General features: G+C 66.7%; 15 protein-coding genes. 8 read left to right on the forward strand and 7 right to left on the reverse strand.

The window, feature by feature from the left end; all coding sequences use genetic code 11:
- Positions 1 to 16 precede the first annotated feature (16 nt).
- Positions 17 to 1,522: a glycosyltransferase family 87 protein gene (locus tag ACFWP7_RS37025; protein ID WP_384391115.1), complete on the forward strand. Its 1,506-nt coding sequence runs from the start codon at positions 17 to 19 to the stop codon at positions 1,520 to 1,522.
- A gap of 91 nt (positions 1,523 to 1,613) precedes the next feature.
- On the opposite strand, the gene ACFWP7_RS37030 is transcribed toward ACFWP7_RS37025, so the two are convergent.
- From ACFWP7_RS37030 to ACFWP7_RS37040, 3 genes are all read right to left on the reverse strand, one after another.
- Positions 1,614 to 2,645, reverse strand: a complete 1,032-nt coding sequence (locus ACFWP7_RS37030; protein WP_384391118.1) for an alanine racemase — start codon at positions 2,643 to 2,645, stop codon at positions 1,614 to 1,616.
- Positions 2,646 to 2,773: 128 nt separating this feature from the next.
- Complete coding sequence (femX, locus tag ACFWP7_RS37035) at positions 2,774 to 3,895, reverse strand: peptidoglycan bridge formation glycyltransferase FemX (protein WP_384391121.1); 1,122 nt, start codon at positions 3,893 to 3,895, stop codon at positions 2,774 to 2,776.
- A gap of 167 nt (positions 3,896 to 4,062) precedes the next feature.
- A complete protein-coding gene (locus ACFWP7_RS37040) occupies positions 4,063 to 4,377 on the reverse strand; it encodes a hypothetical protein (protein ID WP_384391123.1) in 315 nt (104 codons plus the stop codon).
- A gap of 287 nt (positions 4,378 to 4,664) precedes the next feature.
- Between ACFWP7_RS37040 and rpsF the strand changes: the two genes are divergently transcribed.
- From rpsF to rplI, 4 genes are all read left to right on the forward strand, one after another.
- Positions 4,665 to 4,955 carry a 30S ribosomal protein S6 gene (rpsF, locus tag ACFWP7_RS37045; RefSeq protein WP_384391126.1) on the forward strand — a complete coding sequence of 97 codons (291 nt, stop codon included), beginning with the start codon at positions 4,665 to 4,667 and terminating at the stop codon, positions 4,953 to 4,955.
- Between the two features lie 77 nt (positions 4,956 to 5,032).
- Positions 5,033 to 5,653, forward strand: a complete 621-nt coding sequence (locus ACFWP7_RS37050; RefSeq protein WP_384391129.1) for a single-stranded DNA-binding protein — start codon at positions 5,033 to 5,035, stop codon at positions 5,651 to 5,653.
- A gap of 47 nt (positions 5,654 to 5,700) precedes the next feature.
- Positions 5,701 to 5,937: a 30S ribosomal protein S18 gene (gene rpsR, locus ACFWP7_RS37055; RefSeq protein ID WP_003949403.1), complete on the forward strand. Its 237-nt coding sequence runs from the start codon at positions 5,701 to 5,703 to the stop codon at positions 5,935 to 5,937.
- Positions 5,938 to 5,955: 18 nt separating this feature from the next.
- The gene (rplI, locus tag ACFWP7_RS37060; RefSeq protein WP_266458477.1) at positions 5,956 to 6,402 is read left to right on the forward strand and encodes a 50S ribosomal protein L9; all 447 of its coding nucleotides are present in this window, start codon (positions 5,956 to 5,958) and stop codon (positions 6,400 to 6,402) included.
- A 174-nt stretch (positions 6,403 to 6,576) separates the two neighbouring features.
- Here rplI and ACFWP7_RS37065 read toward each other — a convergent pair whose 3' ends face one another.
- Positions 6,577 to 7,923: an MATE family efflux transporter gene (locus ACFWP7_RS37065; protein ID WP_384391133.1), complete on the reverse strand. Its 1,347-nt coding sequence runs from the start codon at positions 7,921 to 7,923 to the stop codon at positions 6,577 to 6,579.
- 450 nt (positions 7,924 to 8,373) lie between these two features.
- Here ACFWP7_RS37065 and dnaB point away from each other — a divergent pair, with 450 nt between their 5' ends.
- Positions 8,374 to 9,849: a replicative DNA helicase gene (gene dnaB, locus ACFWP7_RS37070; protein WP_365440785.1), complete on the forward strand. Its 1,476-nt coding sequence runs from the start codon at positions 8,374 to 8,376 to the stop codon at positions 9,847 to 9,849.
- A gap of 322 nt (positions 9,850 to 10,171) precedes the next feature.
- Here dnaB and ACFWP7_RS37075 read toward each other — a convergent pair whose 3' ends face one another.
- Complete coding sequence (locus tag ACFWP7_RS37075) at positions 10,172 to 10,735, reverse strand: dihydrofolate reductase family protein (RefSeq protein WP_384391136.1); 564 nt, start codon at positions 10,733 to 10,735, stop codon at positions 10,172 to 10,174.
- 340 nt (positions 10,736 to 11,075) lie between these two features.
- On the opposite strand from ACFWP7_RS37075, the gene ACFWP7_RS37080 reads away from it, so the two are divergent.
- Positions 11,076 to 12,461 carry a serine hydrolase domain-containing protein gene (locus tag ACFWP7_RS37080; protein ID WP_384391140.1) on the forward strand — a complete coding sequence of 462 codons (1,386 nt, stop codon included), beginning with the start codon at positions 11,076 to 11,078 and terminating at the stop codon, positions 12,459 to 12,461.
- 69 nt (positions 12,462 to 12,530) lie between these two features.
- Here ACFWP7_RS37080 and ACFWP7_RS37085 read toward each other — a convergent pair whose 3' ends face one another.
- The gene (locus ACFWP7_RS37085; protein WP_384391143.1) at positions 12,531 to 12,983 is read right to left on the reverse strand and encodes a GNAT family N-acetyltransferase; all 453 of its coding nucleotides are present in this window, start codon (positions 12,981 to 12,983) and stop codon (positions 12,531 to 12,533) included.
- Positions 12,984 to 13,023: 40 nt separating this feature from the next.
- Positions 13,024 to 13,482, reverse strand: a complete 459-nt coding sequence (locus ACFWP7_RS37090; RefSeq protein WP_384391146.1) for a MarR family winged helix-turn-helix transcriptional regulator — start codon at positions 13,480 to 13,482, stop codon at positions 13,024 to 13,026.
- Between the two features lie 141 nt (positions 13,483 to 13,623).
- Here ACFWP7_RS37090 and ACFWP7_RS37095 point away from each other — a divergent pair.
- The coding region (locus tag ACFWP7_RS37095; RefSeq protein WP_384391149.1) for an MFS transporter at positions 13,624 to 13,971 on the forward strand (348 nt) is incomplete at its 3' end.

The following is a 13,971-nucleotide window of genomic DNA, read 5'->3' on the forward strand; positions in this document are numbered from 1 at the left end:
CGGCAGGATGTGCGCCATGCCCAGTGCAGAGACGACGCGAGCGAGCGTGCGCGAGCCAGAGCTGGTACGGCCGACCAAGGAAGACGAGGTGGCCGCGACCGGCAGTGAGCTGATCGGCGGCCCCATCGGACGACGGGCCCTGTCCGGGACGTCCTGGTGGACTCCCGTGCGGGTTGTCGCACTCATCGCGATCGGTGTATTCGCCCTTGGCATGGTGCAGAAACTGCCGTGCTACGACGGCGCCTGGTTCTTCGGGGCCAGCTCCCAGTACACGCATGCGTGCTACTCGGACATCCCGCACCTCTACCAGGGACGCGGCTTCGCCGACGGTCTCGTGCCGTACTTCGACAAGCTCCCCGGCGACATGGAGTACCTCGAGTACCCGGTGCTGACCGGCGTGTTCATGGAGGTCGCGTCCTGGCTCACTCCAGGCAGCGGAAGCATCCAGGACCAGGAGCAGATCTACTGGATGGTCAACGCCGGGATGCTGATGGTGTGCGCGGCGGTCATCGCCGTATGCACCGCGCGTACCCACCGTCGCAGGCCCTGGGACGGCCTCCTGGTCGCTCTCGCGCCCGCTTTCGCGCTTACGGCCACCATCAACTGGGATCTCCTCGCTGTGGCCCTCCTGGCCGCTGCGATGCTCATGTGGTCGCGAGGCCGTGTGCTGGCGTTCGGTGTGCTCATCGGGCTCGCCACGGCCGCCAAGTTCTACCCGTTCCTGGTGCTCGGGCCGCTTTTCCTGCTGTGCTGGCGAGCGGGCAGGTGGCGTGAGTTCGGGACCGCGCTGCTGGGCGCGGTCGGAGCCTGGCTCCTCGTGAACCTTCCGGTGATGTACCTCGCGCCGGAGGGGTGGTCGAAGTTCTACAGCTTCAGCCAGGAGCGGGGAGTCGACTTCGGTTCGATCTTCCTGTTCCTCTCGAACTGGCTGAAGATCACGATCACCGCGGACACGGCGAACACCTGGGCGCTGATCATGATGCTGCTCGTGTGCCTGGGCCTGGCCGCGGTCACCCTCACCGCCCCACGCCGCCCTCGTTTCGCTCAGCTCGTCTTTCTGATCGTCGCGGCTTTCATCCTCACCAATAAGGTCTACTCGCCCCAGTACGTGCTGTGGCTGGTCCCCCTCGCCGCGCTGGCTCGGCCGCGCTGGCGGGACTTCCTGATCTGGCAGGCGTGCGAGGTCGCGTACTTCCTGGGTATCTGGATGTATCTCGCCTACACGACCAGCGGCGACGCTCACAAGGGCCTGCCGACCGAGGGCTATCAAGTCGCCATCGTCGTCCACCTGTTGGGGACGCTGTACCTGTGCGCCGTTGTCATCCGCGACATCTTCCTGCCCGAGCGGGACATGGTGCGGCGCGCTGGTGACGACGATCCGTCGGGCGGGGTGCTGGACGGTGCGGAGGACGTCTTCGTGTTCGGGGCCGCTGCTCATCCGCCACGGCATGCCGCGCACTTCGACGGGCCTCAGGTGGACTGGGGCAGCGGGAGTACCACGGCTGGAGACCGTTCGCTCTGAGCGAACAGGGTGAAGGAAGGCCATGTGAAAGGCCGTACACGGCGTCCGTGTACGGCCTTTCACATGGGTCGAGCGTGTCGTCTTCCGAGAGTCAGTGTTCGACGACGCGGTCGAACTGGGTGGTGGTGTGCCGCAGATGGGCCACGAGTTCGTCGCCGACCTTCGGCTCGGTGGCGTCCGAGGGCACGAAGAGGATGGAGACCTGCATGTGTGGGGGCTCCGCGAACCAGCGCTGCTTGCCCGCCCAGACGAACGGGGAGAGGTTCCGGTTGACCGTCGCGAGGCCGGCGCGGGCGACGCCCTTGGCGCGCGGCATGACGCCGTGCAGCGCCTTCGGGGCCTCCAGACCCACACCGTGCGACGTACCGCCCGCGACGACCACCAGCCAGCCGTCGGAGGCGGCCTTCTGTTGGCGGTAGCCGAAGCGGTCGCCCTTGGCGACGCGTGTGACGTCCAGGACTGCCCCGCGGTACTCGGTCGCCTCGTGGTCGCCCAGCCACAGCCGCGTACCGATGCGGGCGCGGAAGCGGGTCTGCGGGAACTGCTGCTGGAGACGGTAGAGTTCCTCGGCCTTGAGGTGGCTGACGAACATCGTGTGCAGCGGCAGACGGGCGGCGCGCAGACGGTCCATCCAGCCGATGACCTCCTCGACGGCGTCCGAGCCGTCGGTGCGGTCCAGTGGCAGGTGGATGGCGAAGCCCTCCAGCCGGACGTTCTCTATGGCGGCGTGCAGATGCGGCAGATCCTGCTCGCTCACTCCGTGCCGCTTCATCGAGGACATCACCTCGATGACGACGCGGGCGCCCACAAGGCCGTACACGCCGTCGATGGACGACACGGAGCGGATCACCCGGTCGGGCAGCGGTACCGGCTCCTCACCCCGCCTGAAAGGCGTCAGGACCAGCAGGTCACCACCGAACCAGTCCTTGATCCGGGCGGCTTCGTACGTGGTGCCGACGGCGAGGACGTCCGAGCCCAGGCGGGTGGCCTCGTCAGCGAGGCGCTCGTGGCCGAAGCCGTACCCGTTGCCCTTGCAGACGGGGACGAGCCCCGGAAACTGCTCGGACACCTGCTTGTGGTGTGCCCGCCAGCGCGCGGTGTCGACGTAGAGCGTGAGCGCCATGGCCGGTCCCGGAACCTTTCTCGTGGCTGCGGTGTATCAGAGGTATGAGCGGAAATTATGGCGGTTTCGCCGGACCGATGGAGCGATATCGGGTCGGGTCAAGGGCTCGGCATGCGAATCGGGCCGGGTCAGCGGCGCGACATGTAGATGTCGAGTGCCTTGTGGAGCAGCTTGTTGAGCGGGAAGTCCCATTCGCCGAGGTACTCCGCGGCCTCCCCGCCCGTGCCCACCTTGAACTGGATCAGGCCGAAGAGGTGGTCGGTCTCGTCCAGCGAGTCGGAGATGCCGCGCAGGTCGTAGACGGTCGCCCCGAGTGCGTACGAGTCGCGCAGCATGCGCCACTGCATCGCGTTCGAAGGCCGGACCTCCCGCCCGATGTTGTCCGAGGCGCCGTACGAGTACCAGACGTGTCCGCCGACGACCAGCATCGTCGCCGCGGACAGGTTCACGCCGTCGTGCCGGGCGAAGTAGAGCCGCATGCGGTTGGGGTCCTCGGTGTTGAGGGCCGTCCACATGCGCTGGAAGTACGCCAACGGGCGGGGCCGGAAGTGGTCGCGGAGCGCGGTGATTTCGTACAGCCGCTGCCACTCGTCCAGGTCCTGGTAGCCGCCCTGGACGACCTCGACGCCCGCCTTCTCGGCCTTCTTGATGTTGCGGCGCCACAGCTGGTTGAAGTTCTTGTGGACCTCTTCCAGGGAGCGGTTGGCGAGCGGCACCTGGAAGACGTAGCGCGGCTGTACGTCGCCGAAGCCGGCGCCGCCGTCCTCACCCTGCTGCCAGCCCATGCGGCGCAGTTTGTCGGCGACCTCGAAGGCGCGCGGTTCGATGAAGTCCGCCTCGATGTCACGCAGCCGCTTCACGTCCGGGTTCTGGATGCCGCCCTTGATGGAAGTGGCCTCCCAACGCCGGATGATCACCGGCGGGCCCATCTTCACGGAGAAGGCGCCCTGCTGCTTGAGATGCGCGAGCATCGGCTGCAGCCAGTCGTCGAGGTTCGGGGCGAACCAGTTGATGACCGGCCCCTCGGGCAGGTAGGCGAGATAGCGCTTGATCTTGGGCAGTTGGCGATACAGCACGAGCCCCGCCCCGACGATCTCGCCGGTCCTGTCGTCGAACCACCCGAGGTTCTCGGAGCGCCACTCCGCCTTGACGTCTGCCCAGGCCGGGACCTGCATGTGGCTGGCCGCGGGCAGACTCTGGATGTACGCCAGATGCTGCTCACGGCTGATGGTCCTCAGGGTCAGGCTCATTCCGGGCGCTCCTCGGGCTGGTGTGTCCCCATGGGTACAGGGGCTCCGGCTCTCGCGGCGAAGCCTACTGCGCCCCGTGAGCGCCCCGTCTGGCCGTATGGAACCTGCGCCCCGACCGATACGCGGCCAGGACGTCCCGAGGTGTTGTTCCGCCCTCTGGCGGGCCGTCAGCCGATGACGCCGCCGAACAGGCCGCCGTGTGCCATACCCAGGAAGAAACCGACGCCTGCGGCACCGAGACCCAGGATCAGCCCGAAGCGCTCCCGTGTCGTCTCCGAGATGAACTGTCCGCCGGCACCGGTCAGGATGCCCACCAGCCCTGTCCAGGAACTGAGCAGATGAAGGCTGTGGAACTGCGCCGTGATGAAGGCCGTCAAGCCGAGCACCAGGGTCAGCCCGACCAGCGTGTCCTGGAGCGGGTGGGGCTTGTGGTCGGTGGCGAGCAGAGAACCGACGGTGTTGGGTCGCAATGTCTGTGCCATAAGGCACCTCCTGCGGAAGGCGGCGCACCGTAGCGCCATACACACCCGATGTGTACAGATTGACGTGCAACCCGGCCGGATTTCAACCGGAAGGCGATGTGCAGGTACTCTGTATCCTCTGCACCGGTGTCTGCCCAGGCCAAAGCCAGGTCACGACAGGGAAACCCGCTCGGTTCGCCGTTCGGGGAGCCCGATTGTCAGTGGCGGCCGATACCGTTGCGTACGCATCACAACCCTCCTGCCACGGAACGACCGTGGCCGCTGAGTCCAAAGGAGGTGGGTTCCATATGCGTCACTACGAAGTGATGGTCATCCTCGACCCCGAACTCGAAGAGCGCGCTGTTTCCCCGCTGCTCGAGAACTTCCTCTCCGTCGTCCGTGAGGGCGACGGAAAGGTCGAGAAGGTCGACACCTGGGGCCGTCGTCGTCTGTCCTACGAGATCAAGAAGAAGCCCGAGGGCATCTACTCGGTCATCGACCTGCAGGCCGAGCCTGCGGTCGTCAAGGAGCTCGACCGACAGATGAACCTGAACGAGTCGGTCCTCCGGACCAAGGTCCTCCGTCCCGAGACCCACTGAGCTCTCCAGCTCAGCTGATCCCGGGCATCGAGTAGCAGCACCAGCAGCCAGCAGCAAACCCGCCGAGAGGTTCCCCCATGGCAGGCGAGACCGTCATCACGGTCGTCGGCAATCTTGTCGACGACCCCGAGCTGCGCTTCACCCCTTCCGGTGCGGCGGTCGCGAAGTTTCGTGTCGCGTCCACTCCGCGCACCTTTGATCGTCAGACGAATGAGTGGAAGGACGGCGAAAGCCTGTTCCTGACCTGCTCGGTCTGGCGTCAGGCGGCGGAGAACGTCGCCGAATCGCTCCAGCGAGGCATGCGCGTCATTGTGCAGGGCCGGCTGAAGCAGCGGTCCTACGAGGACCGTGAGGGCGTCAAGCGCACGGTCTATGAACTGGACGTCGAAGAAGTCGGCGCCAGCCTGAAGAGCGCCACGGCCAAGGTCACCAAGACCACGGGTCGGGGCGGCCAGGGTGGATACAGCGGCGGCGGTGGCGGCGGCCAGCAGGGCGGTAGCTGGGGCGGAGGCTCCGGCGGCGGTCAGCCGCAGAGCGGCGGCGCTCCCGCCGAAGACCCCTGGGCGACCAGCGCTCCTGCCGGTGGCAACCAGGGCGGCGGCGGTGGCGGCGGCTGGGGCGGAAGCTCCGGCGGCTCGACCGGCTCCGGCGCTCCTGGTGGCTCTGGCGGCGGCTACTCGGACGAGCCCCCCTTCTAAGGGGCGGGGCTCGTACCCCCACTTCTTGATCACACAGGAGAAACACCATGGCGAAGCCGCCTGTGCGCAAGCCTAAGAAGAAGGTCTGCGCTTTCTGCAAGGACAAGGTCACGTACGTGGACTACAAGGACACGAACATGCTGCGGAAGTTCATTTCCGACCGCGGCAAGATCCGTGCCCGCCGCGTGACCGGCAACTGCACGCAGCACCAGCGTGACGTCGCCACGGCTGTGAAGAACAGCCGTGAGATGGCGCTGCTGCCCTACACCTCCACCGCGCGATAAGGGAAGGGTGACTGACACATGAAGATCATCCTCACCCACGAGGTCTCCGGCCTCGGTGCCGCGGGCGACGTCGTCGACGTCAAGGACGGTTACGCTCGCAACTACCTGATCCCGCGGAACTTTGCGATCCGCTGGACCAAGGGCGGCGAGAAGGACGTCGAGCAGATTCGTCGTGCTCGCAAGATCCACGAGATCGCGACCATCGAGCAGGCCAACGAGATCAAGGCCCGTCTCGAAGGCGTGAAGGTCCGTCTGGCTGTTCGCTCCGGCGACGCCGGCCGTCTCTTCGGTTCCGTCACCCCGGCCGACATCGCTTCGGCGATCAAGGCTTCCGGTGGCCCCGAGGTCGACAAGCGCCGCATCGAACTGGGCGCGCCGATCAAGACACTGGGCGCCCACGCGACGTCCGTGCGTCTGCACCCCGAGGTTGCCGCCAAGGTCAACATCGAGGTCGTCGCGGCCTGACCGTCGCGCTCGGCATAGCTGAGGGAAGGGCCGTACCCGGCTGGGTGCGGCCCTTCTTCGTGCGGTGACGGCGCGGTGGGGTTTCACGAAGGCGCGTGCGGCTCTTCCTTCGTTTCACGTGAAACAGTGCGAAGGTTTCACGTGAAACCTTCGCACTGTTTCACGTGAAACGCCTCAGCGCGTCGCGCCCGTGACGATCCAGCGTCCGGAGAGGGAACGCAGCCAGAGGGTCATCATCCGGACCGTCATCATCAGCGTCATCGCTCCCCAGAGCGCGGTGAGTCCGCCACCGAGTACCGGTACGAGCAGCGCTACGGGAGCGAAGATCAGTAGGGTGACCAGCATGGCCCAGGCCAGGTACGGCCCGTCCCCCGCACCCATCAGAACTCCGTCCAGGACGAAGACGATCCCGCTGATCGGCTGCGACACGGCGACCAGCAACAGGGCGGGCAGGGCGGCGTTCTGGACGACCGAGTCGCTGGTGAACAGAGGGAGGAACAGGGGACGGGCGGCGATGACCAGCAAGCCGAGTACGACTCCCGTGGCGATTCCCCACTGAACCATGCGACGGCAGGCCTCCCGGGCGCCCTGGGCGTCGCCTGCGCCGAGGTAGCGTCCGATGATGGCCTGCCCGGCGATTGCGATCGCGTCGAGTGCGAAGACGAGCAGGCTCCACAGCGACAGAATGATCTGGTGTGCCGCCATGTCGGCGTCACCGAGACGTGCGGCGACCGCCGTGGCGATGATGAGGATGGCCCGCAGCGAGAGCGTGCGCACCAGCAGCGGGGCACCGGCCTGGGCGCAGGCGCGTATCCCAGCGGCATCCGGCCGCAACGAGGCGCCGTGCTTCCGGGCGCCGCGGATGACGACGTACAGATAGACCGCGGCCATGCCGCACTGGGCGATGACGGTGCCCCAGGCGGAACCTGCTATGCCGAGGCCGGCACCGTAGACGAGACCGACGTTGAGGGCAGCGTTGGCGACGAAGCCGGCGATGGCGACGTACAGCGGGGTCTTTGTGTCCTGTAGTCCGCGCAGGACACCAGTGGCCGCGAGTACGACGAGCATGGCTGGGATGCCGAGTGCCGAGATACGTAGATAGGTGACGGCGTACGGGGCGGCGGTGTCCGAGGCGCCGAAGAGTTCCATCAGGGCTGGTGCCGTGGGCAGTGTGACGGCTATGACGGCTGCGCCGATCAGCAGGGCGAGCCAGATTCCGTCCATGCCCTGGCGGATCGCGGCCCGCAGATCTCCCGCGCCGACGCGGCGGGCGACGGCGGCCGTGGTGGCGTAAGCGAGGAAGACGAAGACGCCGACGGCCGTCATGAGGAGGGCGGAGGCAATGCCGAGGCCGGCCAGTTGAGCGGTGCCGAGGTGGCCGACAATCGCTGTGTCGGCCATGAGGAAGAGGGGCTCGGCGACGAGTGCACCGACGGCCGGAACGGCCAGCGCGACGATCTCTCGGTCGTGTCGGCGTCGGACGGCCTTGGACGCCGCGGGAGCCTGTGTCATGAGCACCAATCTAATCTTCCACAGGTAATAGATGCAAGCCATTAGGAACCCTTACTTGCCATCCGATGGGACACGCCGTCGTACGCCGTTTGCAACGATCTTGATCCGACCGGGAAAGTTTTTCTTCTGCACAGCCGGTGGACGGGAAATGGGCAGGTCAGGGCGGGTCCTTTGGAGATGCTGAGTGCTTGTTCACAGGCCTGTCCACCGAGTCGTACACAGGTTTCGTGGAGTTCTCCACAGCATCCGGGCCGTCGTCCACATGGCCTGTGGATAACCAGATTGGCTGACGGTGCCGGCGGGCCTAACGTGGGGCGACGCCCACTCTCTCCTCCGTCCTCGTAAACCTCGCAAAAAGGACGCATTAGAACCGGAGTTGGGCCTCTTAGTTGTCAGTGCCGTGCCGTAGAAATAAGGGGCACGGCTAGGTCCGCTCCGCGGACGGGAGGAGGTGGCTCGGTGAGTATTTCCGAGCCCTTGGACGACCCCTGGGCCGACAGCGGTCCCAGTGATCGTCTGCCGTCCTCCCGCCGGCGCCAGGACGGCGGTCGGAGCCGCGACGAGCAGCACGACCGCGACCGTGACACCGGTTCGTGGGAGGGCGGAGGTTCGGCCTTCGAGCGCGTGCCGCCGCAGGACCTGGATGCCGAGCAGTCGGTTCTCGGCGGCATGCTTCTCTCCAAGGACGCCATCGCCGATGTCGTGGAGGTTCTCAAGGGCCACGACTTCTACCGCCCGGCGCACGAAACGATCTTCCAGGCGATCCTCGACCTGTATGCGAAGGGCGAGCCCGCCGACCCCATCACGGTCGCGGCGGAGCTCACCAAGCGGGGCGAGATCACCAAGGTCGGCGGCCCACCGTATCTGCACACACTGGTGCAGACGGTCCCCACGGCGGCGAACGCCGAGTACTACGCGGAGATCGTGCACGAGCGCGCGGTCCTGCGCCGCCTGGTCGAGGCAGGGACGCGTATCACGCAGATGGGGTACGCGGCTGACGGCGATGTCGATGAGATCGTCAACAGCGCCCAGGCCGAGATCTACGCGGTCACCGAGCAACGCACCACCGAGGACTATCTGCCACTCGGCGACATCATGGAGGGCGCACTCGACGAGATCGAGGCGATCGGATCCCGGTCGGGGGAGATGACCGGTGTGCCGACCGGCTTCACCGACCTCGACTCGCTCACCAACGGTCTCCACCCGGGCCAGATGATCATCATCGCCGCCCGTCCCGCCATGGGTAAGTCGACGCTGGCCCTGGACTTCGCGCGTACCTGCTCGATCAAGCACAACATGCCCAGCGTGATCTTCTCGCTCGAAATGGGCCGCAACGAGATCGCGATGCGTCTGCTGTCGGCCGAGGCCCGCGTGGCCCTGCACCACATGAGATCCGGCACGATGACCGACGAGGACTGGACACGGCTCGCGCGCCGTATGCCCGATGTCTCTGCTGCCCCGCTCTACATCGACGACTCCCCGAACCTGTCGATGATGGAGATCCGCGCCAAGTGTCGCCGCCTCAAGCAGCGTGCCGACCTGAAACTCGTGGTCATCGACTATCTGCAGCTGATGCAGTCGGGTGGCAAGCGGTCCGAGAGCCGGCAGCAGGAGGTCTCCGACATGTCGCGAAACCTGAAGCTGTTGGCCAAGGAGCTGGAGCTGCCGGTGATCGCGCTGTCCCAGCTCAACCGTGGTCCCGAGCAGCGCACGGACAAGAAGCCCATGGTCTCCGACCTCCGTGAGTCCGGATCGATCGAGCAGGACGCGGACATGGTGATCCTGCTGCACCGCGAGGACGCCTACGAGAAGGAGTCACCGCGCGCGGGCGAGGCGGACATCATCGTGGGCAAGCACCGTAACGGTCCGACGGCCACGATCACGGTGGCTTTCCAGGGCCACTACTCGCGCTTCGTGGACATGGCGCAGACCTGATCCGACACCTTGTAGGGTCTCAAATCCCGCTTCATAATCTCAACTTCAGCTGCATATGGACGACATTTATGCAGCTGAAGTGAGACCAGCAGCTCGGAGCGCTCACTCGTTTGGGTGAGTAAGGGGCAGGCCCCTCCATGCACTGGACCCGACGAGCGGTGGAGGAGAAGAGGTGGCAGTACGACGTCTGGAGCGAGCCGCCTACGGCCGCGTTGGAGAACATCCGATTTCTGGCGGGCTATCGCAGGGACTGGTTGTTCAAGCTCCGACACGCTCCGGTATCACTCGCGGAGCATATGGCCCGTGACTCCCGGACGGGCGCTCAGCGCCTCGTCTCGTACCTGGTCAGGATCACGCCGCCGGGAAGCGTCCGCGTCTCCACCAGGTTCAGGTTCACCCAACTGTCCAGCGCGGTGAAGAACGGCGTGCCGCCGCCGACCAGGACCGGCGCGGTGGCCAGCACGTACTCGTCGATCAGCCCGGCCCTCATGGCCGCCCCGGCAAGCGTCGCGCCGCCGATGTCCATCGGGCCGCCGTCCTCGTCCTTGAGCCGGGTGATTTCGGCGACCGCGTCACCCGTGGCCAGGCGGGTGTTCCAGTCGACCTTGTCGATCGTTGAGGAGAAGACCACCTTCGACATGTCCCGCCAGCGGCGCGCGAACTCGATCTCCGCCGGGGTGGCGTTGGGCTGCTGGTCGCCGGTCGGCCAGTGGGAGCTCATCGTCTGCCACAGCTTGCGCCCGTACAGCGACAGGTCGGTCGCCTGCAACTGGTCGGACCAGAACAGGAACAGCTCGTCGCTCGGCACGCCCCAGCCGATGTCGTCGCCGGGCGCGGCGATGTAGCCGTCCAGGGACAGGTTCATGCCGTAGATCAGTTTCCGCATGGCGCCAGCCTTCCGTGAGTCGATCTCACGCGTACAGACCGGCGCGGCGCGGGAAACTCATCGGTGCGCGATCTGAGCTCGCATGTAGTCCTCGTGCTCGGTGGCTCAGCCGCAGACTCATCGTTCCGCCGAGGAAATGGCATCGATCTGAGACTGAGCTTGGGTGACATCGCGGTGAGACAACAGAGAACCAGCAGGTCACAGAAGATCGACATGTCATCGGCGGTGAGACCCTACACATCTCGTCGGCCTGGCCGGACCCGGGACGCACACCTTGCCAGTCCCGGAGCGTCAGAGAAATGTGCTCGACGTGCGATGCCGGGGCGGGTGGACTGGAGGCATGACGACACCTAAGGAAGAGCTCCTTCCTGCCACGCGCCGGGCTCTGTTGCACCGTATCGCCGTCGCTCAGGCCGAAGGACGGACGCCGTCACTGGTCGCTTCGGTGGTCCGGGGCGGGGAGAGGGTCTGGACCGGTGCGCGTACCTCGGTGGACGGCCACGGGCCGGACGAGAACGTGCAGTACCGGATCGGCTCCATCACCAAGACCTTCACCGCCGTACTGGTGCTGAGGCTGCGTGACGAGGGGGTGCTGGATCTCGGTGACCCTTTGGAGAAGCATCTGCCAGGTACCGGCGCCGGGGAGGTCACCATCGCCGAACTGCTTGCGCACACGGCGGGGTTGGCTGCCGAGTCACCCGCTCCCTGGTGGGAGCGCACGCCTGGCTCGCTGCGGCCGGAGCTGGCCGATGTGCTGGGCGAGCAGCCTTTCCGGCATCCGGTGGGGCGCCGGTTCCACTATTCGAACCCCGGCTACACGCTGCTGGGGGCTTTGGTCGAGGAACTGCGGGGCGCTCCCTGGGAAGAGGTTCTGCAGCGCGAGGTGCTGGAGCCGCTGGGACTGCGCCGTACCAGTGGACGGCCGAGGGCGCCGCACGCGGGCGGGTGGGCCGTCCATCCCTGGGCGGACGTCATGATGCCGGAACCGGCCGAGGACCTCGGGCGTATGGCGCCGGCCGGCCAGCTCTGGTCCACCACCGGGGACTTGGCGCGCTTTGCGGTCTTCCTTGCTCAGGGCGACGACCGGGTGCTGAGCGCGGAATCCGTGCGGGAGATGCGGACGCCCGCCGCGCCATCCGAGACGGCGGACCTGGCCGCGGGTTCCGCTTACGGCCTGGGCATGCAGATCGTGCACCGAGACGGCCGGGCCCTCGTCGGCCACTCGGGTTCCCTGCCGGGCTTCCTCGCCGGCCTGATGGTGAGTGTGGAGGACGACGTGGCGGCGGTCGTACTGTCCAACTGCACCTCGGGACTGCCTGCACTGACCGTCGCCGCAGATCTTGTCCGGATCGTGGCGGAGGCGGAGCCCCGGATCCCTGAGCCATGGCGTCCGCTGCCGGAAGTGGACGGCGCGGTCCTGGAGTTGGCAGGACAGTGGTACTGGGGGACGTACTCCTTCGGACTGCGGCTGGTGGCCGACGGTGGCGTTTCGCTGGAGCCGTTGTCCGGCACGGGTCGAGGCGCACGCTTTCGGGCGAACAGCAACGGTACCTGGACGGGACTCGACGGCTACTACGCCGGAGAGCTTCTACGGGCCGTGCGGCGTCCCGACGGGTCCGTGAGCCACCTCGACGTCGGGTCATTCACCTTCACTCGTCAGCCGTACGACGAGAAGGCTCCTGTACCGGGTGGGGTGGACGCAGACGGCTGGCGAGGGGTTCGGTAGGCGCTGTAACGGCGGGAGCCGGCTGTTTCACGTGAAACAGCCGGCTCCCGCCGTAGGTGCGAGTGCCCCTCAGAGCTGCAGTTTGAAGCCCAGGTGGGAGGCCGTGAAACCGAGCCGCTCGTAGAACCGGTGAGCGTCGGTACGGGTGACGTCGGAGGTCAGCTGGACCAGCCGGCAGTTCTGACGCCGGGATTCCTCGATCGCCCACCCGATGAGCCGGGTGCCCAGGCCGCTGCCGCGCTCGTCGGCGTGGATACGTACGCCTTCGATGATCGAGCGGGTGGCTCCCTTGCGGGACAGCCCGGGAATCACCGTGAGCTGAAGGGTGCCGACGACGCGGTCCTCGCGTACGGCGACGACGAGGTGCTGGTTCGCATCGCCGCTGAGGCGTTTCAGGGCGGCCAGGTACGGGGTGAGGTCCTCCGGCGATTCCCGCTGGGCGCCCAGCGGGTCGTCCGCGAGCATCGCGACGATGGCAGGGACGTCGTCGGGGACGGCGGCTCGTATTTCAAGATCTCCCATGGCCGCACCCTACGAGAGCGGACTAGCCCCTGCGCAGCGCCTAAGCGGGCACCTTTGCCGATTCCACGACCTGGACCAGTGGGGCCAGTTCCGGGTTTCCGGCCGCCTCGTCGAGTGCCTCGCGCAGGGCCGCGTCATTGGTGGGCCGTGCCTCTTCGAGGAGCGTGAGGCCCGCTTCGCTGACGTTCGTGTAGATGCCGCGACGATCGGTCGGGCACAGGTAGCGCGAGAGCAGCCCGCGATCCTCGAGCCGGGTCACGAGCCGGGTGGTGGCGCTCTGACTGAGGACGACCGCGTCCGCGACCTGCTTCATCTGCAGATGACCGCCATCGCCGTCGTGCTGGCGGCTGAGCACGTCGAGCAGGGAGTACTCCCGCACACTCAGGCCGTGCTTGGCCTGCAGGGCACGCTCGATGTGGGCCTCGATCCTCCCGTGGAGCAGGGAGAGAGCGCACCAGCCCTGCGAGAGGGCGGTGAGTGCGGGGTCCGTGGCTGTCATGGCGTTTTCTCCGTCCCGGAGCGACTGGATCCAGGATAGAGCACGATCGCAATAGCCCGCACTTGCAAGTAACCAGCGTCTGCAACTATTGTGGGCGCACGCAAAGCGCTCCTGCAATCGTCTGGGAAGGTGTACCCCACCATGCCTCTCGCGCTTCTGGCCCTCGCGATCGGGGCCTTCGGAATTGGAACCACCGAATTCGTGATCATGGGTGTGCTGCCCGAGGTCGCCGGTGACTTCGGTGTCTCCATTCCCACAGCCGGACTGCTGGTGACCGGCTACGCCCTCGGTGTGGTGATCGGCGCCCCGATCATGACCGCGCTCGGCACGAAGGTGCCCCGCAAGCGGATGCTGATGCTGCTGATGGGTCTGTTCGTGCTCGGCAACCTGCTCTCCGCCGTAGCCCCGGTATTCGGGCTGATGCTGGCGGGCCGCGTGGTTGCCTCCCTCGCCCACGGTGCCTTCTTCGGCATCGGCTCGGTGGTCGCC

The sequence above is a fragment of the Streptomyces sp. NPDC058470 genome, assembly GCF_042721055.1.
Lineage (GTDB): Bacteria > Actinomycetota > Actinomycetes > Streptomycetales > Streptomycetaceae > Streptomyces.